This is a genomic window from Nocardiopsis quinghaiensis, from assembly GCF_008638365.1.
Classification (GTDB): Bacteria; Actinomycetota; Actinomycetes; order Streptosporangiales; family Streptosporangiaceae; genus Nocardiopsis; species Nocardiopsis quinghaiensis.
Genome location: NZ_VWVU01000016.1, coordinates 62,327 through 89,151 on the forward strand (window position 1 = coordinate 62,327; position 26,825 = coordinate 89,151).

Annotated in this window: 22 protein-coding genes and 1 riboswitch; of the genes, 17 read left to right on the forward strand and 5 right to left on the reverse strand. The window is 71.9% G+C overall.

The genetic code is table 11. The features are described from left to right. Nucleotides 1-16 precede the first annotated feature (16 nt). Complete coding sequence (locus FYX01_RS18495) at nucleotides 17-841, forward strand: class I SAM-dependent methyltransferase (protein ID WP_150243086.1); 825 nt, start codon at nucleotides 17-19, stop codon at nucleotides 839-841. Between the two features lie 102 nt (nucleotides 842-943). Beyond that, a complete protein-coding gene (locus FYX01_RS27075; RefSeq protein ID WP_263363768.1) occupies nucleotides 944-1,075 on the forward strand; it encodes an SRPBCC family protein in 132 nt (43 codons plus the stop codon). A 4-nt stretch (nucleotides 1,076-1,079) separates the two neighbouring features. On the opposite strand, the gene FYX01_RS18505 is transcribed toward FYX01_RS27075, so the two are convergent. Continuing rightward, the gene (locus FYX01_RS18505; RefSeq protein WP_190394383.1) at nucleotides 1,080-1,772 is read right to left on the reverse strand and encodes a TetR/AcrR family transcriptional regulator; all 693 of its coding nucleotides are present in this window, start codon (nucleotides 1,770-1,772) and stop codon (nucleotides 1,080-1,082) included. A gap of 157 nt (nucleotides 1,773-1,929) precedes the next feature. Between FYX01_RS18505 and FYX01_RS18510 the strand changes: the two genes are divergently transcribed. From FYX01_RS18510 to FYX01_RS18530, 5 genes are all read left to right on the forward strand, one after another. Beyond that, nucleotides 1,930-2,688 (forward strand): NAD(P)-dependent oxidoreductase, encoded by a 759-nt coding sequence (locus tag FYX01_RS18510; protein ID WP_150243088.1) that lies wholly within the window; start codon nucleotides 1,930-1,932, stop codon nucleotides 2,686-2,688. Further along, the gene (locus tag FYX01_RS18515) at nucleotides 2,685-3,404 is read left to right on the forward strand and encodes a DUF4386 domain-containing protein (RefSeq protein WP_150243089.1); all 720 of its coding nucleotides are present in this window, start codon (nucleotides 2,685-2,687) and stop codon (nucleotides 3,402-3,404) included. The genes FYX01_RS18510 and FYX01_RS18515 overlap by 4 nt, the downstream gene beginning before the upstream one ends. A gap of 353 nt (nucleotides 3,405-3,757) precedes the next feature. After that, nucleotides 3,758-5,416 carry an RICIN domain-containing protein gene (locus FYX01_RS18520; protein WP_150243091.1) on the forward strand — a complete coding sequence of 553 codons (1,659 nt, stop codon included), beginning with the start codon at nucleotides 3,758-3,760 and terminating at the stop codon, nucleotides 5,414-5,416. 336 nt (nucleotides 5,417-5,752) lie between these two features. Continuing rightward, nucleotides 5,753-6,592 (forward strand): PRC and DUF2382 domain-containing protein, encoded by an 840-nt coding sequence (locus FYX01_RS18525; RefSeq protein ID WP_150243093.1) that lies wholly within the window; start codon nucleotides 5,753-5,755, stop codon nucleotides 6,590-6,592. Nucleotides 6,593-7,043: 451 nt separating this feature from the next. Next, nucleotides 7,044-8,444: a flavin monoamine oxidase family protein gene (locus FYX01_RS18530; RefSeq protein WP_150243095.1), complete on the forward strand. Its 1,401-nt coding sequence runs from the start codon at nucleotides 7,044-7,046 to the stop codon at nucleotides 8,442-8,444. An 86-nt stretch (nucleotides 8,445-8,530) separates the two neighbouring features. Here the strand turns inward: FYX01_RS18530 and FYX01_RS18535 are convergent, their stop codons facing one another. After that, complete coding sequence (locus tag FYX01_RS18535; protein ID WP_223830532.1) at nucleotides 8,531-9,322, reverse strand: hypothetical protein; 792 nt, start codon at nucleotides 9,320-9,322, stop codon at nucleotides 8,531-8,533. Between the two features lie 147 nt (nucleotides 9,323-9,469). Between FYX01_RS18535 and FYX01_RS18540 the strand changes: the two genes are divergently transcribed. The 10 genes from FYX01_RS18540 to FYX01_RS18585 all read left to right on the forward strand — a co-directional run bounded on the left by FYX01_RS18540 (nucleotide 9,470) and on the right by FYX01_RS18585 (nucleotide 23,914). Beyond that, nucleotides 9,470-11,263, forward strand: a complete 1,794-nt coding sequence (locus FYX01_RS18540; protein ID WP_150243098.1) for a carbon starvation CstA family protein — start codon at nucleotides 9,470-9,472, stop codon at nucleotides 11,261-11,263. A 13-nt stretch (nucleotides 11,264-11,276) separates the two neighbouring features. Beyond that, nucleotides 11,277-11,588: a cory-CC-star protein gene (locus FYX01_RS18545; RefSeq protein ID WP_190394384.1), complete on the forward strand. Its 312-nt coding sequence runs from the start codon at nucleotides 11,277-11,279 to the stop codon at nucleotides 11,586-11,588. After that, complete coding sequence (locus FYX01_RS18550; RefSeq protein ID WP_150243100.1) at nucleotides 11,585-12,514, forward strand: ArsA family ATPase; 930 nt, start codon at nucleotides 11,585-11,587, stop codon at nucleotides 12,512-12,514. The genes FYX01_RS18545 and FYX01_RS18550 overlap by 4 nt, the downstream gene beginning before the upstream one ends. 319 nt (nucleotides 12,515-12,833) lie before the next feature. Next, nucleotides 12,834-13,589, forward strand: a complete 756-nt coding sequence (locus FYX01_RS18555; RefSeq protein ID WP_150243202.1) for a cardiolipin synthase ClsA — start codon at nucleotides 12,834-12,836, stop codon at nucleotides 13,587-13,589. A gap of 201 nt (nucleotides 13,590-13,790) precedes the next feature. Further along, nucleotides 13,791-16,292, forward strand: a complete 2,502-nt coding sequence (locus tag FYX01_RS18560) for a mannose-1-phosphate guanyltransferase (protein WP_150243204.1) — start codon at nucleotides 13,791-13,793, stop codon at nucleotides 16,290-16,292. A gap of 626 nt (nucleotides 16,293-16,918) precedes the next feature. Then, nucleotides 16,919-17,461: an FHA domain-containing protein gene (locus tag FYX01_RS18565; RefSeq protein ID WP_150243102.1), complete on the forward strand. Its 543-nt coding sequence runs from the start codon at nucleotides 16,919-16,921 to the stop codon at nucleotides 17,459-17,461. Nucleotides 17,462-17,634: 173 nt separating this feature from the next. Continuing rightward, entirely contained in the window at nucleotides 17,635-18,108 is a 474-nt protein-coding gene (locus tag FYX01_RS18570; protein WP_150243104.1) for a bifunctional nuclease family protein, read from the forward strand. 473 nt (nucleotides 18,109-18,581) lie between these two features. Beyond that, complete coding sequence (locus tag FYX01_RS18575; protein WP_150243206.1) at nucleotides 18,582-19,070, forward strand: MerR family transcriptional regulator; 489 nt, start codon at nucleotides 18,582-18,584, stop codon at nucleotides 19,068-19,070. A gap of 206 nt (nucleotides 19,071-19,276) precedes the next feature. Then, nucleotides 19,277-19,367, forward strand: a riboswitch (glycine riboswitch). Nucleotides 19,368-19,465: 98 nt separating this feature from the next. Next, entirely contained in the window at nucleotides 19,466-22,360 is a 2,895-nt protein-coding gene (gcvP, locus tag FYX01_RS18580) for an aminomethyl-transferring glycine dehydrogenase (protein ID WP_150243106.1), read from the forward strand. Nucleotides 22,361-22,642: 282 nt separating this feature from the next. Next, nucleotides 22,643-23,914 (forward strand): tetratricopeptide repeat protein, encoded by a 1,272-nt coding sequence (locus tag FYX01_RS18585; RefSeq protein ID WP_150243108.1) that lies wholly within the window; start codon nucleotides 22,643-22,645, stop codon nucleotides 23,912-23,914. A gap of 84 nt (nucleotides 23,915-23,998) precedes the next feature. On the opposite strand, the gene FYX01_RS18590 is transcribed toward FYX01_RS18585, so the two are convergent. From FYX01_RS18590 to FYX01_RS18600, 3 genes are all read right to left on the reverse strand, one after another. Continuing rightward, a complete protein-coding gene (locus tag FYX01_RS18590) occupies nucleotides 23,999-24,187 on the reverse strand; it encodes a DUF5999 family protein (protein ID WP_077689836.1) in 189 nt (62 codons plus the stop codon). A gap of 181 nt (nucleotides 24,188-24,368) precedes the next feature. Beyond that, nucleotides 24,369-25,817: a threonine/serine exporter family protein gene (locus FYX01_RS18595; protein WP_223830533.1), complete on the reverse strand. Its 1,449-nt coding sequence runs from the start codon at nucleotides 25,815-25,817 to the stop codon at nucleotides 24,369-24,371. 272 nt (nucleotides 25,818-26,089) lie between these two features. Beyond that, the gene (locus FYX01_RS18600) at nucleotides 26,090-26,794 is read right to left on the reverse strand and encodes a response regulator (RefSeq protein WP_150243110.1); all 705 of its coding nucleotides are present in this window, start codon (nucleotides 26,792-26,794) and stop codon (nucleotides 26,090-26,092) included. Nucleotides 26,795-26,825 lie beyond the last annotated feature (31 nt).

Below are 26,825 nucleotides of genomic sequence, written 5' to 3' on the forward strand. Positions count from 1 at the left end.
ACCGAAGGAGGACCCGGTGACCGACACAGCCGCCGAGGCGTCCGCGAGCGGGGCCGAGACCTCGCACTACCTCTTCGACAACCACAGCGAGCACGCCCTCGACCAGCACCGCTTCCTGGCGGCCGCCTACGACCCGATGACCACCGAACGCCTGGAGCAGACCGGGGTCGGGCCGGGGTGGAACTGCCTGGAGGTGGGCGCCGGGGGCGGCAGCGTCGCGCTCTGGCTGGCCCGTCGGGTCGCCCCGACCGGGAGCGTGCTGGCCACCGACGTCAAACCCGAGCGGATCCCGGACACCCCGGGGCTGGAGGTCGCCCGGCACGACATCGTCCGCGACCCGCTACCCGAAGCGGCCTTCGACCTCATCCACTCCCGTCTGGTGCTGCTGCACCTTCCGGAGCGCATCGCGGTCCTGGACCGCCTGGTGCGCGCGCTCAAACCCGGCGGGGTACTCCAGCTCGACGAGTTCGACATCACCTACGGTCCGGGGCTGCTCATGCCCGACGCCGCGTCCCAGAAGCTCTACGAGGAGTTCCAGGAGGCCAAGACCAGGCTGATGATCCACGCCGGGGCCGACCCGGCCTGGGGGCGCAACGCCGCCGAGGCGATGCGCCGCGCGGGTCTGGTGGGCGTCGACCCCCGGCCCCGGCTGGAGCTGTGGGACGCCGACTCGCCGGGGGCGCACCTGGTCGCGCACCACACCCGCCACCTGCGTGAGGCGTTCCTGCGCGAGGGGATGACCGACCGCGAGCTCGCCGACGTGCGCGCCCTGCTGGCCGATCCGTCCTTCCGGGCCTGCTCCTGCGCGGTCTACTCGGTCCAGGGCCGCCGTCCGACCTGAGGTCCCGAGGCCCGGACGGGAGGGCCCGTGGGATGCCCGCCGTTCGTCGGTGGTGCCCGCTAGGTGCGGGGCACAGGGTGCTTTCGTGAAGAGGTGGGGACCGTGGGCCGGACCGAACCGCGCAAGGACCAGGGAAGCAGGACCGTCCGGGCGCCCGCGTCGGCGGTCTACGCGGCGATGACCGACCCGGACGCCCTCGCGGCCTGGTTGCCGCCGGAGGGCATGACCGGCTGAACGGTCACGCTCCGGAGGGACCGCCCGGCCCGTCGAGGATCCTCTCCAGGCCGTCGAGGATCAGGTCCAGGCCGGACGCGAACTCGTTCGCGTAGGCGTAGTCCGGGCGCAGGGCGTGGTCGGTGATCATCTCGGTCAGGTGCGGGTACCGGTCGGCCGGGAACTGCTGGCGGATCGTGCCCGCCACGTCCTCCAGTTCCTCGGGCGTGTCGAAGGGCAGGCTCGACTCCTGGAGGACGAACCCGTAGACGTAGCTGTCCAGGGTCGAGAACGCCTGGGCGGCCATCGCGATCGAGAACCCCGCCCCGCGCAGGCACCCGATCACCCAGTCGTGGTGCCGCAGCGTCGCCGGTCCGGGGGCGCGCCGCGAATCCATCAGGCCCAGCGCCCAGGTGTGTCGGGAGAGCACCGAGCGGGCGGAGGACGCGCGCCGACGCATGGCGCTCCTCCAGTCGGCCGCGTCCCGGGGCAGGTCGATCTCGGCGAAGACCAGGTCGACGATCCCGTCCAGGATCTCGTCCTTGTTGGCCACGTGGTGGTACAGCGACATCGCCTCGACCCCCAGATGCTCGGCGACCTTGCGCATGCTCACCGAGGCCACTCCGCGCTCGTCGGCCACGCGCACGGCGCCTTCGAAGACACGTTCCCTGCTCAGGGACGAACGGGGCGTGCGCTGCCGTCTGGGGGTCGATGCCACCTGTGGTCTCCGACTACGTCGATGCCTCGCCGCCCGTCCTTGACGGCCTTACAGGTGTAAGGATAGCCTCCACAAGCAGCCTTACAGGTGTAAGGGAAGAGACCCGCGGCCGTACCGGTTCCTCCGGGGCGCCCGCCGGACGAGCGGAGGGACGCGTATGGACACGCGACGGGAACGGGAAGAAGCCGGGGGCGCGCCCCCGGCGAGGGTCTGCGTCGTCGGGGCCTCGGGCAAGCTCGGGCGGTACATGGTCCAGCACGCCCTGGACCGCGGCTACGAGGTCGTGGGCGTGTGCCGGGAGAAGAGCGTCGGCAAGCTGGCGGGGTTCGGGGACCGCGTCACCGTGGTCCCGGGGCCGACGGACGACCGGGAGGTCATCGGGCGCGCGGTCGCCGGGTGCGACGCGGTGCTCACGGTCCTGGTCCCGTGGGGAGTCCACGGCTACTCGTCCGGAACGGCCCAGGCGGTGCTCGACCTGGCGCCCGAGGGAGCGCGGCTGGTGTTCTCCTGCGGCTGGCACATCACCCGCGACGGCAGGGACGTGTACTCGCGCTGGTTCGGCGCCGCCCTCAGGGTCATGACCGTGCTGATGCGGCTGGTCCGCGCCGCCGACATCGACGACCAGGTGGAGGCGTGCCGCCGGATCTTCGACAGCGACGCCCGGTGGACGGTCGTGCGCGGCAGCGACCTGGAGGAGGGGGAGAGCGAGGGACTGCCGGTGTGGAGCCGGCACGTCGGCGACCCGGTCCTGGCCAGCAACACCACGCGGCGGACCGACTTCGCGCTGTTCATGGTGGAGGCGGTCACCGACGACGCACTGGTCCACGAGGCTCCGGCGATCGTGGGCCGCCGCACGCCCTCGGCGCGCGCGCACGCCCGGCCGTCGGGACACCAGAGGCGGGAGGGGTCGCGGTGACGGTGCCCGCCTCCGACGCGGCAGCCCCGCGCCTGGCCCGCGCCACCGGTGCCCTGCTGCTGGTCATGGCCGTGAGCGCGATGTTCGCCGAGGTGGCCGTCCGCGCGAACCTGGTGGTCCCGGGCGACGCGCTCGCCACGGCACAGCGGATCCAGGCGTCGCCGGATCTGTTCCGGCTCGGCTTCCTCGGCTACCTCGTCGCCTTCCTGTGCGACGTGCCGGTCGCGGTGCTGTTCTACGTGCTGCTCCGGCCCGTGAGCCGCACCTGGGCGCTGCTGGCCGCGAGCTTCCGGCTGGTCTACACGGCCGTCGTCAGCGCGTTCCTGCTGCAGTACGCGCAGGCCATGCTCCTGCTGGAGGGCGCGGACCACCTGTCGGCCCTCGGGCCGGAGCAGGTGCACGCCCTCGCCTCCTTCCACCTCGACGCGTTCTCCCACGGGTTCGGTGCGGCGCTGGTGTTCTTCGGGATCCACCTCGCGCTCCTCGGCCCGCTGCTCCTGCGCTCGGGGCGGGTTCCCGCGGTCCTGGGTGTCCTGGTGGGCCTGGGCGGTCTGGCCTACGTGGTGGACGGCCTGCTGCTCTTCGCCTGGCCCGCGCTCCACGCGAGCCTGTCCCCGGTGCTCGCGGTGCTGGGGTTCTCGGAACTGCTCCTGGCCCTGTGGCTGGTGCTCCGGGGGGTGAGGCCGGTCCCGGCACGGGTCTCGCCCCAGGTCTGACCCGCGGGTGCCGCAGGAGGGCGGGGCGTCCGCGACCGAACCAGGCGGTGCCCGTGTCCGCCGCTCCCCGCGCCTCCGGCGGGGAAAGCGGTTTTCCAGCCTGGTGTCCCCGCGTGTGGGAGCGGTGACGGGAACCCCTCACGGCCGCACACGCCGCGTGCGCCTCTCCGCCGTTCGACGCGCCGTGACGGGATCCACGGTCCGCGCCGGGGCCCGCTTCTTCCTTTCCGTAGTCACGCCGCTACCGGTAAAGCGCTTTCCGTGTTACCTTCCTGTGTCTTGGGAGCGCTCCCTAACCCCCACTCCTTCCGGACACCGTCGTCCGGAGTTCGCACAGAGGAGCAGTAGTGCCCATGAACCCCCCCGCCTTCCGTGGCGCGGCCCCGACCGCGCCGTCGCCCACCCGCAGACCCCTCTCCCGCCTGCGCCGGTTCCTGTACGCGGCCCTGACCGTCGTGCTCTGCACGGGCGGCCTCTCCGCGGTCGCCACCACCTCCGCCCAGGCCGCCGACATCGACACCGGCGCCCACTACGTCCTGCGCAACCAGCACAGCGGCCTGGTCGCCGACGTCGAGGGCGCCTCCACCGAGGACGGCGCCCAGATCATCCAGTGGGACCGCACCGACCAGCCCTGGCAGCAGTTCCGCTTCGTCTCCGCCGGTGACGGCTACTACCGCATCGTCAACCGCAACAGCGGCAAGGCCATCGACGTCTGGGAGCACTCCACCGACAACGGCGCCGAGATCCGCCAGTACACCGACCACGGCTCCGCCAACCAGCAGTGGCGCCCGGTCGACACGGGCAGCGGTGTCCAGCTGGTCAACCGCCTCAGCGGCAAGGCCCTGGAGGTCTGGGAGTGGAGCACCACCGCCGGTGACCGCCTGTCCCAGTACGACTCCCTCGGCGGCGCCAACCAGGTCTGGGACCTGGTCCGCGTGGACGGCGACAGCTCCTCCGGCGACTGCGGCAGCGGCTCCCACCACGCCGAGGCCGTGCTCAACGGCTCCACCTGGACCGCCCGCAACGGCGGCGGCACCGTCTACACCGGCGGCGACATGCTCTCCGCCATGCGCGCGGCGGTGGACAGCCTCAGCTCCGGCCGCACCTCGCAGGAGCGCGTGGTGGTGCGCGGCTCCGGTTCCATGCCGGGCAACGCCTCGCTCGACCTGCCCAGCCACACCTCGCTGGAGGTGTGCGGCACGATCAACGTGACCGGCTCGGCGACCGGCAGCAACGCGGCCGTACGCATCAGGCACGCCCAGGACGTCTCCGTTCCGCGCCTGTCGGTCACCGGATCCCCGTACTTCGGTGTCTACGTGCGGACCTCGCAGAACGTCCACTTCGGGCAGATCGATCTGAACCTGTCCAGCGGACTGGGCATGCGCATCGACAGCCGCGACAACGACGCGGTCCGCGAGGCGCGCGACATCCGCATCGACGACGTCCACGTCTCGGGCACGGACAACCACGGTGTGGAGACCTACGGGGTGGACGGGCTGACCATCGGCACCGTGACCGCGCGCGACACCGGTTACTCGGGCCTGCTGCTCAACGACACCGTCAACGCCACGGTCGGCCTGGTCGACGCCGTGGACGCCGGAACCGGCACGGGTTACGCGGCCTTCCGCATGGCCAACCGCAACGGACGGCTCAACGGCGGTCACCCGACCAACATCCGGGTCGGTGAGGTCCGTGCCCGTGGCGGCGGCCGGGGGATCTTCTGCGTCTCCGAGAGCGGCGGCGCGGTGATCGAACGGGTCGACATCGCCGACACCGGCAGCAACGCGGTCCTGGTCGAGAACTGCCACAACGTCACGATCGCCGAGCAGGGCGGCACGATCGCGGGTCCCGGCGACATCCGGATCGCGGCCCGCTCGGAGTTCGCCAACACCTCCGACATCGCGTTCCGCAACCTGACGCTGGTGGACACGGCGCTCAACGAGAGCCCGTGCGCGGTCAACACCGTGGTCAGCGGCATCACCTGGCGCAACAGCAGCGACAACACCTGCTGATCCACCGCGACGACGCCGGGCCCGGTCCCACCACCGGGCCCGGTACCGGTTCGCCGCCGCGCCGCGGCGGAGGGGCCCCGCTCCCCGGCCCGCCGCGTTCCCCCGGCCGACCCGGGGGGCGGTGCCGTGGAGCGAACCCCTTGCCCGGTCAGGGCCGCACAAGGCGGAGACCAATGGCGGAGTCCTCCGGAAAAATCCCGGACAAGACTCGCCCACGTCCGGTTAGCGGCTGGTCCGGAGAGTTAGTCTCCCCAGGTCATGGCGGGTAGGGAGTGTGCGGACAGCGTTGGGGGCGCTCCGGCGCCCCCGTCGACCACGCAACCATTGGGGGACATCGTGGCACGCGATCGCACACCCGCAGACCTGATCGGGCACAACGTCCTCGATCAGGAGGGTCACAACGTCGGCAAGATCAACCAGGTCTACCTGGACGACAACACCGACCAGCCGAGCTGGGTGTCGGTGCACACCGGTCTGTTCGGCAGGCACGAGACCCTCGTTCCGCTCCAGGGCTCCCAGCCCGTGGAGGAGGACATCCGGATCCCCTACGACAAGTCCACCGTCAAGGACGCGCCGCAGGTGGAAGCGGACCGGCACATCTCCCCTGAGGAGGAGCAGACCGTCCGCGAGTACTACGCCGAGCACGGCGGTCCTCCGGTCCAGTCCCTGGCCGCGGAGCAGGAGGGGCGCCACACCGCCGGACAGGGCCCCGGTCCGCGGACGGCCGCTCCCTCGGGTGCGCCCGCGGAAGCCTCCATGGCCGACGAGAGCGCCACCGCGAGGTCGGGCGACACCGACGACGTGTCGGTGACGCGTTCGGAGGAGCGCGTGGACATCGGCGTGGAGCGGCGCGAGTCCGGACACGCCCGGCTGCACAAGTACGTGGAGACCGAGCCGTTCGAGGAGACGGTGCCGCTGCACCACGAGGAGCTGCAGGTCGAGCGGCAGCCGGTCGACGACCCCTCCGCGGCGCGCGGGGAGGGGGAGATGAGCGAGAGCGAGGAGAGCTTCACGCTCTACGAGGAGCGGCCGGTCGTCTCCAAGGAGCAGGTCCCCGTCGAGGAGGTCCACGTCCGCAAGCGTGGCGTCACCCATGACGAGCACGTCAGGGGCGAGCGCCGCCGCGAGCGGGTCGAGCTGGAGGACGACGAGGGGGAGCCGCCCACGACCGGTTGACGGTCCGCCTGTCAGGCCGTCTCCGTGCGGCCTGACAGGGGTCGCGCGGAGACGGCCGGCGAACGGGACGCTCGGGGTGGCCCGGACCCTGAGCTCGTGGAGCGGGGACTGCCGCGTGACCGACCCGGTGCGCTGGGAGAAGCCGTCCTGGCACTCGGCCCCGGGCTTCGCGCCGCTGCTCCCGGGCGCCGTGCCATCGATTCCCCCTGACCACCACGGCCTTCGTGGCAGGTACCCCCTGACCCGTCCGGACCGGCCGCACCGCATGGGGCCCGGTCGCTGTGGAAACGCCTTCCCCGTATGCGCCCCCCGGAGGCCTGCGGGGCCGGTCCGCCCGTCGGACACGCCCCGGGCCGTGTCCGACTCCGCTGGTCGGCGGGTGTCCCTGCGGGGGCCGGGCACCCCAGGCGCTTAGGCTCGCACTGTCGGTCACCGACACGGAGGGGGAAGTATGACTGACCCGGGGGAGCTCAGCGAGGAGAGCATCGACGGAGGTGACGGGCAGAGCGGTGACGGGCCGAGCGGGGAGCACACGGCCCGGCCGCGCGGACGCGAGGCCGGGTCCGGGCGCGGGCACACCATCGTGGTGGGCGCGGGCATGGCCGGACTGGCCGCCGCCGACCGGCTCGCCGACGAGGGGGAGCGCGTCACCGTCGTGGAGGGCCGCGACCGCCTGGGCGGGCGCATCCACTCGATCCGTGAGTGGGAGGGCGCGGCCACGGTGGACGCGGGCGCCTCCTGGATGCGCGGCGAGGAGAACAACCCCCTCGCACGGCTGGTCCGTGAGGCCGACATCCGCACGGTCGTGTTCAACCGCTCCACCGAGACCGCCTACGACCCCAAGGGGCGGCGGCTGCTCTTCGACCGCCACCGCCGCAACATGGAGGACGTCCACCTCCTCAACGAGCACATGTACTGGGACAAGGTCGGCGCCGGTCCGCAGGAGTCGCTGGAGGAGGGCGTCAAGCAGGCCCTCTACGACGCCAACCTGGTACGTGCCCGGGCCCGCGACGCCAACGAGATCGTGCACCGCATGGTCGAGGCCGACCACGGAGCCGACGCCGAGGAGATCGCCTTCTCCACGGTGGCGGCCCTGCACGAGTTCAGCGGCGACGACGTCGTCTTCCCCGAGGGCATGAGCCAGGTCACCGACCACCTGGCGCGGGGACTGGACGTGCGCCTGGAGCACGTGGTGCTCGGCGTCTCCCATGACGACGACGGTGTCAGCGTGCGCGTGGACACCCAGCGCGGAGAGGAGGTGCTTACCGCCGACCGGGTCCTGGTGACCCTGCCGCTGGGCGTACTCAAGGCCGGGCGGGTCGACTTCGACCCGCCGCTGCCCGACGACAAGCTCCAGGCGGTGGAGCGCCTGGGCAACGGCCGCCTGGAGAAGCTGTTCCTGCTCTTCGACGACGTGTTCTGGGGCGACGCCGAGGTGCTCGTCCACCTGGGCACCGAGGAGGGGACGTGGTTCCACTGGTACTCGGGCCAGCGAGTCCTGGGCGCGCCGATCCTGGTCAGCCGCAACGGCGGCAACGCGGCCCGGTTCCTGGCGGACAAGGACGACGCCGACGTGGTCGGACACGCGATGGCCTCACTGCGCAGCATGTTCCGCAAGGCACCCGACCCGGTCGGCCACCTCGTCACGCACTGGATGGACGATCCGTTCTCCCGGGGGAGCTTCTCCTTCACGGCCGTGGGCTCGGGCGACGACGACCGGATGGCACTGGGCGCACCGATCGGCGAGAGGGTCTTCTTCGGGGGAGAGGCCACCGAGATCGAGCACACGGCCACCGTGCACGGTGCCCTGCTGTCGGGACGCAGGGAGGCCGACCACATCCTGGACCTCTGATCCGGGCACACCTCGCGGCCACCGGAACGGGCGGAACGGGGCCTCCCGGAGGGCGCGGCCCGGGCACGGCCGGTCCCGCCAGGTGGTCAGCACCTCAGGCGGCGCTCCACCGCCGCCACGCCCGCACGGCAGGCGCGCTCCACCTCCCGGTGGTTGCGCAGCCGCTCCAGCAGGCGGTACGGGCGCGGGTCCGGGTCGGGGCCGCCGTCGGCGCCGGTGACCCGCAGGCTCTGCCCGGACAGCGTCCCGTCGCGGACCCACCGCTCCCAGCGTTCGAGGTCGGGGCTGGCGTGGTGGCCCATCACCAGCGCCCGCTCACCCCGTCCGGCCAGGTCGCCGCCGTCGCGCGGCCACAGTTCCACGTCCTGGCCCGGGCCCGCGGACCAGTCCTTGGCGGTCACCACGTCCACGCGCACGTCCGAGTCGCGTTCGCGCACCAGGACGGCGTCCTCGGCGCGGGTGCGGGCGGGAAGCTCGCGGACGTCGTCGATCCTGGTCAGCCGCACGAGGGCGCGTGCCATCCACCACCAGTTCTCCTTGCGGGCCATCAGACTGCCCACCCGCAGCCGGCTCGGCGGGTGCTTGAGCACCTCCTGCTCCACCAGGTCGCCGCCGAACTCCGTGCCCCGGGGGTCCAGGGTCACGCTGATCGTGCCGGTGGCGACCAGGCTCGGCCCCTCCGGACCCGTCGGGGAGCTCACGCAGAAGGCGGCGCGGCCGGGCAGCGAGTCGATCTCGGGAAGGTGGGCCAGGGGCAGGGCGACGCAGGGCTGGTCCACGAACAGGGGCACGACCGGGACGGCGGCGGGCCCGTCGGCGGTCAGCCAGCACAGCTCACCTGTTGAGGAGCCGCGCCATGCTGTGGCCAAATCGTTCACATGCGTCCTTTTCCGTGATGCGCATCTCATGTTAATTTCTCGGGACTGTACTCGAACCGCCGGCACACAGCACCCGAGCAGCCGTGGTCATCCCCAACCAGACGCTCACACACCCCCCCACGAGGTGCGCACAGTGAAGGAATCCCCATGCCTGCCGTAGCCGTCCTCCTCGGAGCCCTGGCGCTGTTCGCGCTCGGCTACCGCTTCTACTCGGCCTACCTGGCCAAACGTGTCTACGCGTTGGACCCGGCCTTCGTGACGCCCGCGCACTCCTACAAGGACGGCGTGGACTACGTCCCGACCAACAAGCACATCGTCTTCGCGCACCACTTCATCTCGGTGGCCGGGGCCGCGCCGATCGTCGGCCCGGCCATCGCGGTCTTCTGGGGCTGGGGACCGGCGCTGCTGTGGGTCGTGCTGGGAACGATCTTCGCCTCCGGCGCCCACGACTTCGGCTCGATCGTGGTCTCCGTCCGGCACAAGGGCAAGAGCATCGGCGCGCTGGCCAGCGACGTGATCAGCGCCCGGGCGAGGATCCTGTTCCTGCTGATCATCTTCTTCCTGGTGACGATGGTCAACGCGGTGTTCGCGGTCATCATCGCCGGCCTGTTCATCGACAACCCCGAGGCCGTACTGCCCACCCTGGTCACGATCCCGCTGGCGATCGGCGTGGGCCAGCTCATCTACCGCCGCCGCACGGCGGCCCTGGTGCCCTCGCTGGTCTCCCTGGCGATCGTGTACGCCTGCATCCCGCTGGGGCAGCTGCTGCCCGTCACCGTCGACCCGGTCGCCGGGGCGCTGGGCGTGGAGCCCGCCCTGGTGTGGCTGGTGCTGATCTTCACCTACACCTTCTTCACCTCGCGCCTGCCCGTGTGGATGCTGCTGCAGCCGCGTGACTACATCAACCAGCAGCAGATGGTGCTGGGCCTGATCATCATCATGGTCGGCGTCGTCGTGGGCATGAACACCATCGAGGCCCCGGCCTTCCGCGGCGACCTGCCCGAGGGCTCACCCTCGATCTTCCCGCTGCTGTTCATCACCATCGCCTGCGGCGCCGTGTCCGGCTTCCACAGCCTGGTGGCGTCGGGGACCACCTCCAAGCAGCTGGACAAGGAGACCGACGCCCGGTACGTGGGCTACCTGAGCTCCCTGGGGGAGGGCACGCTCGCGGTCTGCTCCATCCTGGCCTGCACCGCGGGCGTCATGGTCTTCTCCGCCAACCAGGGAGGCGCCTGGACCGACCTGTACGCCGACTGGACCGCCGCCGGGGCCAGCCCCGCGGGCATGTTCGTCCAGGGTGTGGCCGGGTTCGCCGCCAACATCGGCATCCCCGAGAGCATCGGCGTGGTCTTCGCCACCGTCGTCGTGGTCAGCTTCGCCGCCACCAGCCTGGACACCGCGGTGCGCCTGCAGCGCTACACGGTCCAGGAGATCAGCACCATCGCGGCGGACAGGGCGTCCGAGGGCGGACTCGTGCACCGTGCGTGCCTCTTCCTGTCCCGCAACATCACCGTCGCCACCCTGATCGCGGTGGGTGTGCCCCTGGTGCTGGCGCTGGTGCCCGGCAACTTCGCGGCCGGGACGCTGTGGCAGCTCTTCGGCACCACCAACCAGCTCACCGCCGGCCTGGCGCTCGCGGTGATCGCGGTCTGGGTGACCAAGCGCGGACGCAACCCGATCGCGGTGCTGATCCCGCTGGTCTTCCTCGTCGCCATGACCTCCTGGGCGCTCATCACCCAGCTGCTGGGCTTCCTGCGGTCGGGCGACGCCATGCAGGCCTTCGTGCTGGCGCCGCTGGACGCGGCCATCTTCGTTCTGGCCATCTGGATGACGGTGGAGGCCGTGCTGGCCCTGCGCAAGGCCTTCGCGGCCCGCCGGTCGGCGCCCGACGAGCCGGAGGCCCCCGTCGGGACGGCCGCTGAGGGGGCCGAGGACAAGTAGTCCGCGACCCCTGATGCGTGAACACCGAGAGGCCGCCGGGCCCGCCTCCCTGGGGCGGGCCTGGCGGCGCGCCGTCACCGCCTGGCACCGCTTCGAGGACTTCCACCAGGCGGTCTTCGACGCGCGTTGGGGGCACGCGCGCAAGCGCGAGGCCCGCACCCAGCAGGACACCCTGCGGGCCCTGCTCATGCTGGAGACCCTGGGGGTGGACAACCCCGTCGCCTACGAGACCCTCGACCTCATCCCGTACATGGTCGCCGACCTGCACGAGTGGCACCAGCGGATGGGCCGTGAGGACTTCGGAGCACCGGGAGGCTGCTGTTGACCGAGCCGGCCGCCGGCGCCCCCGCCGCCGCACCGATCACCTTCGTCGGCGGCAAGGGCGGGGTCGGCAAGACCACCCTGGCCGCCGCCCACGCCCTGGCCCTGGCCGACGCCGGACGCCGGGTCCTGCTCATCTCCACCGACCCCGCCCACTCGCTGGGCGACGCCCTGGAGACCCCGCTCAAGGACGAGCCCGTCCAGGTCGCCCCGAACCTGTGGGCCGCCGAACCCGACGCCGGCGCCGCCGTGCGCCGACGTATCGCCCAGGTCGCCGAGGACGCGCGCAAGGCCGTCCCCCGCGAGGTCCTGCCCGCCGTGCGCCGCCACCTGGAGCAGGCGGGGGCCAGCCCCGGCATGGCCGAGTCCGCGCTGGCCGACCTGCTCGTGGACCGTATGGAGGAGGTGGGGCGACGGTGGGACGCCCTGGTCGTGGACAGCGCCCCCACCGGACACCTGCTGCGCCTGCTCAACCTGCCCACGCTCCTGACCCCCTGGGTGGTGGGGCTGACCCGCCAGCGCGAGCGGGCCCGCCGCGCCGAGGCCTTCGCCGACGTCGTCGGCGACCCGACGGAGGAGGCCGACCCCCTCACCGAGCGCCTGCACGCCCGACGCCACCGCCTGGAGCGCGCCTCCGAGCGCCTGCGCCGGGACGCCGTGGTGCGCCTGGTGACCCTGCCCCGGCGGATGGTGCTCGCCGAGACCGCCCGGGCCGTCGAGCAGCTCACCGACGCCGGGTTCCGGCTCGCCCCCGTGGTCGTCAACCAGATCCCACCGGAGGCCGCGGCCGGGCCCGACACGGCCGAGGCCCTGGCCGCCACCCGTGAGCGCTTCGCGGCTCTGGGAACGGTGGAGATCCCGCTCCAGGACGCCGAGCCCACCGGTCCGGCCCGCCTGCGCCGCCTGGCCACCCTCCTCGCGCCCCGCTGAGACACCCCGCCGAGGCGGTTCGCGACCGGAGCACCCCGGTGCTCCCGCCGAGGAGCCGGGCCCCTTCCCGCGCACCGATATCATGGTGGACAGCCCGTGGGAGCCGGGAACCGCGTCCGGGTATCCCGCGTTGGACAGTGGTAGGAGGGGGCCGCCGGAAGGGGCCACGAGAACGTGGGGACACGACCGGCCCGAGGCCGTCCTCCGGCCACGCCAGGGCCGGTGGACCCCATGACGGCGGGAAACGACCCTCCCGCCCGTTATCGTTGGTGCCATGGGGCGATCCGCGGAAGATGGCAGACTCACGGCGGGGGGCGATGTGGTCAGCCCGACGGTCAGTGACCGCGTCTGGACGGTTCCCAACCTACTGAGCATGCTCCGGCTGTTGGGCGTGCCGCTGTTCCTGTGGCTCATCCTGGTGCTCCACGCCGACTGGTGGGCGTTGTTCGTCCTGGCCGCGGCCGGTCTCAGCGACTGGCTCGACGGCAAGATCGCCCGGGCATGGAACCAGACCTCGCGGCTGGGCACCGTACTCGACCCGCTGGCCGACCGGCTCTACATCTTCGCCGCACTGCTCGGCCTGGTCGTCCGCGGCATCGTGCCCTGGTGGCTGATGGCCATCCTCGTCCTGCGCGACGCCCTCATCCTGGGCGCGCTGCCGATCCTGCGCCACTTCGGTTACGGACCCCTCCCGGTCAACTTCGCCGGGAAGGTCGCCACACTGTGCCTGCTGTACTCGTTCCCCCTGCTGTTCATCGCAGGATACGCCTCGATAGTCACAGATGTGGCAAGGATTATAGGTTGGGCCTTCGCGCTCTGGGGAACGGCTCTGTACTGGTGGGCCGGACTGCTCTACGCCGTACAGGGGCTGGGCCTGATCGCTCAGACCCGCCGCGACGAACGCGCTGATCACGCCGGCGGCCTCCCGGCCGCCGGGGACAGCGACTCCGTACGCGGGCACGCCACGGACCGACCCGATCCAGCCACACCGGCGACCGCTGACGGTGACTCCGGTGCGGTGACCGACGGCTCGGACCGGCCGAGCCGTCCGGATCAGGGACGGACCGGCCCCTGATCCACCGACGGACCGGCTCACCACGAGTCCTGTCGGATCGAAAGGGAGTGTCGTCTCCGTCATGAGAACATGTCCCACCGCGCGCGACGGCGCGCGCGCCGCGCACCATCCTTCCGTCGCCTTTCCCGGCGGTACGGCCGTACGGAGGTATCGGCGATGAGCCAGACCGAAGACACCGTCCCGGAGGGCACCACGCCCCCCATGAAGGCCGTCGTGATGGCGGGCGGCGAGGGCACCCGTCTGCGTCCCATGACGGCCAACCAGCCCAAACCGCTCCTCCCGGTGGTCAACAAACCCATCATGGAGCACGTCCTGCGCCTGCTGCGCAAGCACGGCTTCACCGAGACCGTGGTCACCGTCCAGTTCCTGGCCACCCTCATCCGCAACTACTTCGGTGACGGCGAGGAACTGGGGATGAAGCTCCACTACGTCGCCGAGGAGGTTCCGCTCGGTACCGCGGGCAGTGTCAAGAACGCCGAGGAGCACCTGCGCGGCGAGCCCTTCATCGTCATCTCCGGCGACGCGCTCACCGACATCGACCTGACCGACATGGTCCGCTTCCACCGCGAGCGCGGGGCCAAGGTCACCATCGGTCTCAAGCGGGTGCAGAACCCGCTGGAGTTCGGCATCATCATCGTCGACGAGCAGGGGCGCGTTCAGCGCTTCCTGGAGAAACCCACCTGGGGCCAGGTCTTCTCCGACACCGTCAACACCGGCATCTACATCATGGAGCCGGAGGTGCTGGAGCGGGTCGCCGAGGGCGAGGTCGTCGACTGGTCCGGCGACGTCTTCCCCGAGCTCCTGGAGGAGGGCGAGCCCCTCTACGGCTACATCGCCGACGGCTACTGGGAGGACGTGGGCACCCACGGGAGCTACCTCAGCGCCCAGGCCGACGTGCTCTCGGGCAAGGTCGACGTGGACATCGACGGCTTCGAGGTCTCCCCGGGTGTGTGGATCGGCGAGGGCGCCGAGGTCGATCCCGCCGCCGTGCTCAAGGGTCCGCTCTACGTCGGTGACTACGCCAAGGTCGAGGCGGGCGCCGAGCTGCGCGAGTTCACCGTGGTCGGCAGCAACGCCGTGGTGCGCTCGGAGGCCTTCGCCCACCGCACCGTCCTGCACGACAACGTGTTCATCGGCCGCGGCGCCAACCTGCGCGGCGCCGTCATCGGCAAGAACACCGACGTCATGGCCGCGGCCCGGATCGAGGAGGGCGCGGTCGTGGGCGAGGACTGCGTCATCGAGTCCGAGGCCTACGTCCACAACGACGTCAAGGTCTACCCCTTCAAGACCATCGAGGCCGGGGCGGTGGTCAGCACCAACGTCATCTGGGAGTCGCGCGGGCAGCGCTCGTTGTTCGGTCCCCGGGGCGTCTCGGGCCTGATCAACGTCGAGATCACGCCGGAGCTGGCGGTGCGCCTGGCCAACGCCTACGCCACCACCCTCAAGAAGGGCGCGATCGTCACCACCTCGCGTGACGTCTCGCGCGCGGCCCGCACGCTCAAGCGCGCCGTCATCAGCGCGCTCACCGCCGCCGCCATAGAGGTGCGCGACCTGGAGGTAGTGCCGCTGCCGGTGGCCCGCTTCCACACCTCCCAGAGCGGTGTCAGCGGCGGCATCACCGTGCGCACCACCCCGGGCGACCCGGAGTCGGTGGACATCCTGTTCCTGGACGGTGAGGGCGCCGACCTGTCGCCCGCCGCCCAGCGCAAGCTCGACAGGGTCTTCTCCCGCGCCGAGTACCGCCGGGCCTTCCCCGGCGAGATCGGCGAGCTGACCTTCCCGTCCCGCAACGTGGAGAGCTACTCCCACGAACTACTGCGCAGGGTGGACACCTCCGGTGTCGCCGAGGCCGAGCTCAAGGTCGTGGTGGACTGCGCCGGCGGCAGCGGCTCGCTGATCCTGCCCTCCCTGCTGGGCCGGATCGGGGTGGACGTCCTCACGGTCAACAACCGGCTGGACGAGTCCTCGCCCACCGACAGCGTCGCCAAGCAGAACCGTGACCTGGCGCGGCTGGGTGAGCTGGTCGCCAATTCCGGCGCCGACTTCGGGGTGCGGTTCGACCCGGTGGCCGAGCGGCTGTCCATCGTGGACGAGAACGGTGAGCTGGTCGAGAACGGACGCGCCCTGCTGGTCGTCCTGGAGCTGGTCTGCGCCGAGTACGGCGGTGGGACGGTGGCACTGCCGGTGACCACCACGCGGGTCGCCGAGACGGTGGCCGCCTCGCACGGGGTCAAGGTGCACTGGACGGCCACGGCCACCGACGAGCTGACCAAGGCGGTCCAGGCCGAGGACGACATCATCTTCGCGGGCGACGGCCGCGGCGGTTTCGTCGTGCCGCGGTTCAGCCCCACCAGTGACGCCATCGCCGCCTTCGTGCGGTTGCTGTCGCTGGTGGCCCGCACCCGCCGCTCGCTCAGCCAGATCGACCGTACGATCCCTCAGGCGCACCTGCTGCGCCGTTCCGTGCCCACCCCGTGGGCGATCAAGGGGAGCGTGATGCGGTCCGTCGTGGAGGCGGCTGGCGGCCGCGAACTCGACACCACCGACGGCGTCCGGGTGATCGAGTCCGACGGCAGCTGGGCCCTGGTCCTCCCCGACACCGCGGAGGCCGTGACCCATCTTTGGGCCGAAGGTCCCAACCCCGACACCGCGCACCGTCTTCTGGACGAGTGGTCGGCCGTCGTGGAGCGCGCCGAGGGCTGAGAGCCGGGCCGCGTGGGCGCGGGCGGTCCCTCGCCCTCGCCCACGCGGCGGGCGCCGCTCCACCGGTGCGGCGTGCTTTTCCGCGAACCCCACCCGGAGCGGCTCCGCTGGCTAAGCTGGAGTACGGGCAGGTCGTGGCGGTCCGGCGAAGCCGACGCGAATCCGCGGTGATCCGCGCAGAACCAAACCCGCCGACGGGGCATCAGCACCAGGGCAGGTGTCCTTCTCCGACGGGGGTCGGCCATCGGCGTGAGGCGGTGCTCCGGACAGCGGACCCACCGCCGTCCGGCGCGGTCGCGGCGGAGCGCCCACGGCAGGCCGAGGAGGAGCGAGAACCTTCCTGGACAGGGATATGGTTTAAAGTCGAGTGTTCCCCGGAGCGCCGCGTCGCCCACGGGGCCGGGTATCCCGGCAACGGCGGACACCCTTCACCGGGGGTGACAAGGAGTACAACATGGGGGATGAGACCTAGCGACCGACCGTGTGAGGCGCACCGCTGGCGCGACAGCGGACGTCTCGCCGCGTTCCGGACGGTGTGCGGGCCAGGTGCCCGTACGGTGCCCGGTACGTGCCATCGACCAGCCGAATCAAGCACCGCCCCGTGCGGTAGGAGGCCGAGCCGACCTATGTCGAGCGTTTACTGCACGCAGTGCGGTCACGCCGTTGCGGATGATGCCCGTTTCTGCTCCCACTGTGGGACTCCCCTCCGCAAGGCCGAACAGCAGGACTCCCGGCCCGGCGCTGGCGGGGACTCCGGCGGAGACGTCACGTCGACCATCTCCATCTCCGGTATACAGGCACTGGAGGACGAGGAGGCCGGTGACGAACTGGGCGGCGACGACCCAACGAACCCCGACGCCCTGCCGCCGGGCACGGCGCTGCTCGTAGTCAGGCGCGGCCCCAACGCCGGGAGCCGCTTCCTGCTGGACAGTGACGTGACCACCGCCGGCCGCCACCCCAACAGCGACATCTTCCTTGACGACGTCACCGTCTCCCGCCGCCACGTGGAGTTCTTCCGCCGCGGCGACGGGTTCGGTGTCCGCGACGTGGGCAGCCTCAACGGCACCTACGTCAACCGCGAGCCGGTCGACGAGGCCCAGCTCGGCGGCGGAGACGAGATTCAGATCGGTAAGTTCCGGATGGTCCTGCTGACCAAACCGCGACGCTGACGGGCACATCGGGCGCGGGCTCGGGTGCGGCGGGCGGGCCGATGAGGTTTGCGGCCCCCCGCCACAGGACAGCTTTGTAACGAAGGGTGCCGATTTCGCCCTCGGGTCCTGATCCACAGGAGGAGCAGGGACGAGCGCCCATCCGGCATGACGACTCGTGGGACGGAGACGCTGTGAAGCACATGGAGGTCGTCGGCGTCCGGGTTGAGATGCCCTCGAACCAGCCGATTGTCCTGCTCAAGGAATCCGAGGGGGACCGCTACCTGCCGATCTGGATCGGCGGGGTGGAGGCGACCGCGATCGCACTGGCCCAGCAGGGCGTGGCCCCGGCCCGGCCGCTCACCCACGACCTGCTTCGGGACGTGCTCGACGCCCTGGACACCGGACTCGAGACGGTGAACATCACCGGCCTCGACGACGGCATCTTCTATGCCGAACTGGTCTTCAGCAACGGAGTGGAGGTGAGCGCGCGGCCCTCCGACTCGATCGCCCTGGCACTGCGGACGGGCACGCCCATCTACGCGCACGAGGACGTGATCGCCGAGGCCGGGATGCCGATCCCGGACGAGCAGGAGGACCAGGTCGAGGCGTTCCGGGAGTTCCTGGACAACATCTCGCCCGAGGACTTCGGCAGGCGTACGGAGTAGACGCCGGAGGCGTGCTCCGCCCATGGGACCCGGGGACCCGCGCACGCGCGCGGGTTCGCGCGTGTGCGCGGCACCGGTGCGGCCGAAAAGGACATGCTGTGACCTGCGGCTTTGTTCCGGGTGTCGGTGATAGATTGGAGCAGGGAAATGGCCGTGGTGGTCCGAGCCGAAACCCCGACCGGCGTACAGGGCGCCGCCGGACGACTCCACGCCGCCGGCCCGCGCGCACTTGGCGACGCGCCGCGTGGTGTCGTTGACGCTGCCGGTCGGCCGTCCTACCGTCAGTCCAGTGGAACCCACGGCGCACCCGTTCCCTGAGTGGACATCCCCTGTCGAGACCGCCGTGGGACGAGAAGCCGGAGGTCGGCGTGGCGGTAGCGGGCGGCGAGCGGGATCCCCATGACAGGCGGTTCGCGCTGCGGCTGGCGGGGCAGCAGGGCCTACTGTGCGAAGAGGACGTGGTGGCGCTGCCTATGGACGTCGGGTATCGGGGCCCCGCGGCGTGTACCGCTGCCGGGATCAGCTACCGCCAGCTCGACTACTGGGCCAGGACCGGCCTGGTGGAGCCGAGCGTGCGCACCGGAGCCCACAACGCCCCCCTGTACAGCCTCCCGGACATCCTGCTGCTCAAAGTGGCCAAACGGCTCCTGGACACCGGGATATCGCTGCAGCAGATCCGCACCGCGGTCGACCACCTGCGCGGCCGTCCCGCCCCGGACCTGGCCCGCATCACCCTCATGAGCGACGGCGTCAGCGTCTACGAGTGCACCTCGCCCGAGGAGGTCGTCGACCTCATGCAGCGCGGACAGGGCATGTTCGGCCTGGCCCTGGCCAACGTCTGGCACGAGCTGGAGGAGGCGCTGGGCGTGCTCCCCTCCGAGGAGCGGGCCGACCTGCCCGCCGCGGCGCCCCAGCCCGTGGACGAGCTGGCCAGGCGCCGCCGGGAGCGCCGTACCGGCTGAGAGCCCCGTTCCCGGGCGCACCGCGAGCCCGTGGGCGGAGCCCGACGGCCGTTCGTGGGATCCCACAGGCCGACGCCGCCGACGCGGCGCAACACCTGACCGGAGGCGGTGCTCGGCACGGCCATCGAGTACCGTCGTAGTCACAACAGGGATGAAAACCGACATCCACCCTGCTTGTACACATGTACAGACTGTCATTCGGCTGTCGATGCCGCGCGAGAGAGACCCCGCCAACGGGGCGCCGACGGGGCAATACTCCCCAGTAACCTCTCAGGCACCATGGATCGCGTGGAGTAGGCCGCTCTGAAGCCTGGGCACCGCTGTGCCCGGTGACAGAGGGGGAGACCGTGAGGAACACCGCCGACCAGACTCGGCCTTGTCACCAGGAGGTCTCCGTGCCAGACCAGCCCGTACACACCCCCGGCACACCCGCCCGGGTGTTCGCCGACCGCCACATCGGCCCCACCCCGGCCGAGACCCAGGAGATGCTCAAGACCGTCGGCTACGGCTCCACCGCCGAACTCATGGCCGACGCCGTGCCCGAGTCCATCCTGACCGGCCCCGGGAAGAGCGCGCCGCTGAACCTGCCCGAGGCGATCGGCGAGGCCGAGACCCTGGCCGAGCTGCGGGACCTGGCCTCGCGCAACGACACGCGCACCTCGCTGATCGGTCAGGGCTACTACGGCACCTTCACCCCGCCGGTCATCCTGCGCAACATCATGGAGAACCCCGCCTGGTACACGGCCTACACGCCCTACCAGCCCGAGATCTCCCAGGGGCGCCTGGAAGCCCTGCTCAACTTCCAGACCATGGTCTCGGACCTGACCGGCCTGCCCGTCTCCAGCGCCTCGCTGCTGGACGAGGCCACCGCCGCCGCCGAGGCCATGACCCTGGCCCGCCGCGCCTCGCGGAGCAAGGCCGACGTCTTCGTCGTCGACTCCGACGTCTTCCCCCAGACCCTGCAGGTGCTGCGTACCCGCGCCGAACCCCTGGGCATCGAGGTCGTGGTCGCCGACCTGTCCCAGGGCCTGCCCGAGGACGAGGCCTTCGGCGTCCTGGTGCAGTACCCCGCCTCCAGCGGCGCGGTCCGCGACCCCGGCCCCGTCATCGCCCGGGCGCACGAGCGCGGCGCCCTCGCGGTGGTGGCCGCCGACATCCTCGCCCTGACCCTGCTGCGCGGCCCCGGCGGCCTGGGCGCCGACATCGCGGTCGGCTCCACCCAGCGCTTCGGCGTCCCGCTCGGCTTCGGCGGTCCGCACGCCGGGTACATGGCCGTCAGCGAGAAGCTGCGTCGCCAGTTGCCCGGCCGCCTGGTCGGCGTCTCGGTGGACAACGCGGGCAAGCCCGCCTACCGCCTGGCCCTGCAGACCCGCGAGCAGCACATCCGCCGCGAGAAGGCCACCAGCAACATCTGTACCGCGCAGGTCCTGCTCGCCATCATGGCGGGGATGTACGCCGTCTACCACGGTCCCGACGGCCTGCGCGCGATCGCCCGCCAGGTGCACGCCCGCACCGCCGCCCTGGCCGACGCCCTCACCGAGCGCGGCTTCGAGGTCGTGCACTCCGCCTACTTCGACACCCTGCGCGTGCGCGTGCCGGGTGCGGACCGCGTCATGCGGTCCGCCCTGGAATCCGGGTACAACCTGCTGGCCGTCGACCAGGACACGGTCGGCGTGAGCGTGGACGAGACCACCACCGAGGCCGACCTGGAGAAGGTCCTGGCCGCCTTCGGCGAGTCCGAGCGCGGCCCCTCCCGGGGGCGCACGGGCGTGGACGAGGCCGCCGACCGCCTGCCCGCCGAGCTGGCGCGTGAGGTCGACTACCTGACCCACCCGGTGTTCAACACCCACCGCAGCGAGACCTCGCTGCTGCGCTACATGCGCCGCCTGTCCGACCGCGACCTGGCACTGGACCGCACGATGATCCCGCTGGGCTCGTGCACCATGAAGCTCAACTCCACCACCGAGATGGAACCGGTCACCTGGCCGGAGTTCGCGGGCCTGCACCCGCTGGCGCCGCTGGACCAGGCCGCCGGGAGCGTGGCCCTGATCCACGACCTGGAGGCCTGGCTGGCCGAGGTCACCGGCTACGACGCGGTGTCCCTGCAGCCCAACGCCGGCTCCCAGGGCGAGCTCTCCGGCCTGCTGGCCATCCGCGGCCACCACCGCTCGCGGGGTGAGGCCCACCGCGACGTGTGCCTGATCCCCAGCTCCGCGCACGGCACCAACGCCGCCAGCGCGGTCATGGCCGGTATGCGCGTGGCCGTCGTGGCCTGCGACGACAACGGCAACGTCGACATGGACGACCTGCGCGCCAAGACCGCGGAGCACGCGGACGACCTGGCGGCCATCATGGTCACCTATCCGTCCACGCACGGCGTGTACGAGAGCACCATCACCGAGGTGTGCCGCCTGGTCCACGAGGCGGGCGGCCAGGTGTACGTGGACGGCGCCAACCTGAACGCGCTGCTGGGCTGGGCCAAGCCGGGCGAGTTCGGCGCCGACGTCAGCCACCTGAACCTGCACAAGACCTTCTGCATCCCGCACGGCGGCGGCGGTCCGGGCGTGGGCCCGGTCGCGGTCCGCTCCCACCTGGCCGGTTTCCTGCCCAACCACCCGAGCCAGCCCGAAGCGGGGCCGCACACGGGAGTGGGTCCGGTCTCCGCGGCCCCGTTCGGATCGGCGGGCATCCTGCCCATCTCCTGGGCCTACATGCGGATGATGGGGGAGGAGGGCCTGCGCTCGGCCACCGAGATCGCGGTGCTGTCCGCCAACTACCTGGCCAAGCGGCTGGAGCCGTACTTCCCCGTCCTCTACACCGGTGCGGACGGCCTGGTGGCCCACGAGTGCGTCCTCGACATCCGACCGCTGCAGAAGGCCAGCGGTGTCAGCAACGAGGACGTCGCCAAGCGGCTCATGGACTACGGCTTCCACGCGCCGACGATGTCGTTCCCGGTCAACGGCACTCTGATGGTGGAGCCGACCGAGAGCGAGAACCTGGCCGAGCTGGACCGGTTCGTGGAGGCGATGATCGCCATCCGCGGCGAGATCGACAAGGTGGCCTCGGGTGAGTGGGGCGCCGAGGACAACCCGCTGCGCAACGCACCGCACACGGCCGAGGCGGTGACCGCCGACGAGTGGGGGCACGGCTACACCCGTGCCGAGGCGGCGTACCCGCTGGCGTCGCTGCGCACGGACAAGTACTGGCCGCCGGTCGGCCGGATCGACCAGGCCTACGGCGACCGCAACCTGGTCTGCTCCTGCCCGCCGCCGGAGGCCTTCCAGATGTAGGGCGGCCGAAGGTGTGAGGGGCGTCGGCCTTCGGACCGGCGCCCCTTTCTTGTCCCTTCCGGTGGCGGAGGAGGACTCTCCATGGCGCCCGATGCAGAATCTACGTCGTAAAGGCAGTGCTCGTGTTGAGGAAGGGTGAAGAGGGGCAGGAAGAGAGGGAAAGCCACCCGGCCAACACCCAGGCGCGGGCCGCCGCCCCCAGGCGCGACCCGCGTTAGAGTTGCCGCAACACGGCTCGCGTTCCCACCACACGCCCCGACGCCCCCATGGAAAGCGGATTTCATGACCACGACGTCCGGACCTCCCGCGCGCTCTGGCCCCGCCGATCCGCCTTCGGCCACCGACCCCCGGGACACGGAGGAGTCCGCCGCGCCCCCCGGGCGGGACGCCTCCGGCCTGTGCGACCAGGCCCAGGACCTCGCCGAGAACGGTCACCTCGCACGCGCCGCCAAGCTCTACCAGCAGGCCGTGGCGGCCAACCCCCACCCGCACGTGCAGGCACGCGCCCTGCTCGGCCTGGCCGTGGTCGAGGACCAGCGCGGCGACCTGCCCGCCGCCCGCGAGGCGGCCCGCCGCGCGCTGGCCACGGGGGACTCGCGGTACGCCCCGCGAGCCGCCCACCACCTCGCGCTCTCCCTGGAGCAGGACGGCGAGGCCGCCGAGGCCGAACGCGTCTGGCGCCGCCTGCTCGACCTCGGCGGCCCGGCCCACACCGCCGTGGCCCACTACGGTCTGGCCCGCGCCGCCGAGGAGCGCGATGACACCGATGGTGCCGAGGAGCACTGGGAGGCGGCGCTGACCCTGCCGCCCGACCCCGAGGCGATCAGCCGACTGCACGCCGCCACGATCGTCGACGCCTCCCGCGACCTGTCCGGGCGCCTACTGGAACGGGGACTGCCCGGCGCCGCCGCGGCGGCCGTCGAACGCGGCCTGTCGGTCGTGGACGCCCCCGACCTGCGCCTGCTGCGCGCCGCGGCCCGTCTCGAACACGCCATCGTCGACGTCGGCGCGGTCGTCGACTCGGGAGAGCGCGCGGGGCAGACGGACGGCGCCCGGAACGCTCCCGTGCCCGAGCCGGGTACCTCGGCCGCCGCGGTGGAGCTCCTCGCGGGGCTGCTCGCCCTGCGGGGGGACCCCGCCGCGGCCGAGAGGGCCTGGCGGCTGGGCCTGGGCGACCGGAACGCGGACACCGCCGAGGAGGTGCGCCAGCGGCTGCGCAGGGGCTTCGCCACGCCGACGGAGGACGGGGACGGTGAGGCCCGGCCCCCGTGGTGGGAGACCTACCTGGAGGAGGCCGTGGCGACGACGAGCGCACCCGCCCTGGCGGGAGAGCTGTTCGCGGTCATCACCCGGATGCACGCCCTGCTGGCGGTGCCGGTGGTGGAGGGGGAGGCCCACCCGGCCACGCTGCGGACCGCCATGGAGCAGGCCCTGCGCACCCCGAGCGAACTGGTGTGGGGCCCCGGTGTGCACGCCGACTTCCGGCGCCGGCTGAGCGAGGCGATGGGCGGCCGGGACGTGCTGCCCGAGGGCTGGCCCGAAGACGGGGGATGACCGGACCACCGCCCGGGGCCGGGGGCCTTCCGGGCGGGGCCGCGGTCTCGCGGCCGCGGTGCCGGGCGTGGTCCGCCCGCGCGGTCAGGCGGCGACGCGGGGCCGGTGCGGGGCGACGGACACCCCGTCGGGGAGCAGCTCACCGGTGTCGTCGAAGAGGACGACACCGTTGCAGAGCAGGCTCCAGCCCTGTTCCGGGTGACTGGAGAGGACCCGGGCCGCCTCACGGTCGGTGTCCTCGAAGGACGGGCAGGGAGGTTCATGGCTGCACATGGCACTGGCCTTTCGCGAAGACGCTCGTCGTTGAGCTGACGCCAAGGGTAGTGGCTCACATCACATGCTTGCTGCGGTTCGGGGCGAACGGACGGCCCTGTCGCCGCCCTTCACTCCCACCGGGGGAGACACACCCAGGTCAGCGGGGGTCCTCTCCCGTCCGGTTCCGGCCGGAAGGAACTCAGTACCCGCCGCGAGTACGGCGTGCCGCAGGACGGCTGCGCATCCCGGCGCCCGCCAGGCCGCCGCGCTGGAAGGCCCGCACCAGTTCGCCGCCCAGGTTGACCCCCGCGCCCAGCGCCAGGCCCACCATGACCGCCTCCGCCAGGCTGAGCAGGCCCACCACGGCGTTGGTCTCCACCGTTCCGGTGCCCTGGGTGATCTGGATCAGCCCCCGGTACAGGATGCTTCCCGGCAGCAGCGGGGCGATGGAGGGCACCAGGTACGGCAGCACCGGCCTGCGCGTGCGCCGCGCCAGCCAGTGGCCCACCACGCCCACCGCGACCGCGCCCACGACCGTGCCCACCACGGGTGGCACGTCCAGCAGGGAGCGCAGGCCCGCGTAGATCGTCCAGATCATCACGCCGAGCACGCCGATGGTCGGCAGCATCCGGGGCGGCACCGCGAGCGAGACCGCGAACGCCATCGCGATCCCCGCCGCGCCGATCAGGACCGGCGGCTCCAGGGAGGTGCCCGCCGAGGGCAGGCTGTCCAGGTCGATGCTCACGCCCAGGCGCGCCGCGGTGTAGGCGACCGCGCCCACACCCGAGACGATCGCGCCCAGGATGAAGAAGGTCTCCAGCAGACGGGCCGCCGCGGACACGTAGGTGCCGCTGATCCCGTCCTGGAGGCTGGCGACCAGTGGGCGGCCGGGCAGCAGGGCCATGATGTTCCCGGTGATGATCGCCCCCGCCTGCAGTCCCAGGTCCAGCGTGCTGCTCACCCACAGCAGGGCCACGCCGATGGTCGCCGCGACGATCGCGGCCGCCGTCATCTGGTAGAACTCCGCGACACCGCGCTTGGCCAGGAACACCGCGGTGCGGTCGCCCAGCACGGTGGCCATGAACGCCACGGTCGCCACGATGAAGCCGCCGCCCATCATGAGGCCCGCGCTGGAGGCGATGAGGCCGAACCCGATCGCGATGAACCAGTTCGGGTAGGGCATGCGGGCGCGCCGGATCTGCTTCAGGCGGGCGGCGGCGTCCTCCAGCTCCAGCAGTCCCAGTGCGGACTCCTGTACCAGGGCGTGCAGCTCGTTGACCCGGAAGTAGTCCAGGGCGCGGCGGCGCACCACCCGCTCGCCGGTGATCGGGTGGTGATCGCCGCCGGGGTGGATGGACAGGGTGATCGTGGTGAAGGTGACCGAGACCTCCGAGCGGGGCAGGTCGAAGGCGATCGAGAGGCTCAGCATGGCCTCGCTGACGGCCTCGGTGCCCTCGCCGCTGGCCAGCATCAGCTCGCCGGCGCGCAACACCAGGTCGATGGCGCGCGCGTCCGGGAGGTCGACGTCCTCGTCCTCGTCGAGGCCCTCCGGGGTCAGCTCGCGTTCGTGCGCCGCCCGCCAGTCCCGCATCCGGCTGAGCAGGCGGTCCTCGCTCGGGGGTACGGGCCGCTCCCGCTTGCTTGGCATCCCTGTCTCCGTCTCCTCCCCGCCTGTACACCACGGTGGTCGGCGCGTTGATCAAACCCTTGAAGGGACGCGGCCCGAGGGGGCCTGGTTCGCCCGGGACGGATGCGGTGGCCGGTGAGTTCGATCACCGGGACATCCTGTCAAGCCGTGTGGCCCTTCGACAGCGACGCGCCGGGGCCGTGGGGGCGGACGCGGGGCCCCGGAAGGCCCTGCCCGGGGGCGGAGGAGGGCCGCGGCGCCCCCGTGCGGTGCCCGGGCTTCGGTCCCGTGGCTCATCGGGAGGGCGGCCCGGCGTCCTCGTCGAGCTGTCCCGGACGGACCAGTCCGTGTTCGTAGGCGTACACCGCCGCCTGGACCCTGTCGCGCAGTCCCAGTTTGGCCAGGATGCCGCCCACGTGCGACTTGACGGTGGTCTCGCCCAGGACCAGGTGGGCGGCGATCTCGGCGTTGGACCACCCGCGCGCGAGCAGTCGCAGGACCTCGTGCTCGCGGGCGGTCAACGGGTCCTCGTCGCCCTCGGCGCCGGGTGAGGCGGCGGACAGGAGCGGGACGAAGCGGTCCAGCAGGCGGCGCAGCACCGGTGGGGAGACGACCGCCGAACCGTCCGCGACCACCTCGACGGCCGATATGAGCTCGGAGGGCGGCGCGTCCTTGAGCAGGAACCCGGCGGCGCCCGCGCGCAGCACCTCGACCGCGTACTCGTCCAGGTCGAAGGTGGTCAGGGCCAGGACCCGTACCCGGTGGTCCAGGGACCGCGCCCACGACACGATCTGCCGGGTGGCCTCGATGCCGTCCATCCCGGCCATGCGCACGTCCATGAGGACGACGTCGGGCAGCAGGCCCCGGACCGCGCGGACCGCCTCGCGGCCGTCGGAGGCCTCACCCACCACCGACAGGTGCGGGGCGGACTCCAGGATCATGCGGAAACCGGCGCGGACGAGGGGCTGGTCGTCGACCAACAGTACTGAGACGGGCACAGGGGTGATTGTGCCTCATCCCGGAGGCGGG

Bases quoted from the DNA above. Each gene is read 5' to 3' on its own strand.
- FYX01_RS18510 (WP_150243088.1), top strand. From the start codon at position 1,930: ATGGACACGCGACGGGAACGGGAAGAAGCCGGGGGCGCGCCCCCGGCG.
- FYX01_RS18520 (WP_150243091.1), top strand. From the start codon at position 3,758: ATGAACCCCCCCGCCTTCCGTGGCGCGGCCCCGACCGCGCCGTCGCCC.
- FYX01_RS18530 (WP_150243095.1), top strand. From the start codon at position 7,044: ATGACTGACCCGGGGGAGCTCAGCGAGGAGAGCATCGACGGAGGTGAC.
- FYX01_RS18540 (WP_150243098.1), top strand. From the start codon at position 9,470: ATGCCTGCCGTAGCCGTCCTCCTCGGAGCCCTGGCGCTGTTCGCGCTC.
- FYX01_RS18545 (WP_190394384.1), top strand. From the start codon at position 11,277: ATGCGTGAACACCGAGAGGCCGCCGGGCCCGCCTCCCTGGGGCGGGCC.
- FYX01_RS18560 (WP_150243204.1), top strand. From the start codon at position 13,791: ATGAAGGCCGTCGTGATGGCGGGCGGCGAGGGCACCCGTCTGCGTCCC.
- FYX01_RS18565 (WP_150243102.1), top strand. From the start codon at position 16,919: ATGTCGAGCGTTTACTGCACGCAGTGCGGTCACGCCGTTGCGGATGAT.
- FYX01_RS18575 (WP_150243206.1), top strand. From the start codon at position 18,582: ATGGACGTCGGGTATCGGGGCCCCGCGGCGTGTACCGCTGCCGGGATC.
- FYX01_RS18585 (WP_150243108.1), top strand. From the start codon at position 22,643: ATGACCACGACGTCCGGACCTCCCGCGCGCTCTGGCCCCGCCGATCCG.
- FYX01_RS18590 (WP_077689836.1), bottom strand. From the start codon at position 24,187: ATGTGCAGCCATGAACCTCCCTGCCCGTCCTTCGAGGACACCGACCGT.
- FYX01_RS18595 (WP_223830533.1), bottom strand. From the start codon at position 25,817: ATGCCAAGCAAGCGGGAGCGGCCCGTACCCCCGAGCGAGGACCGCCTG.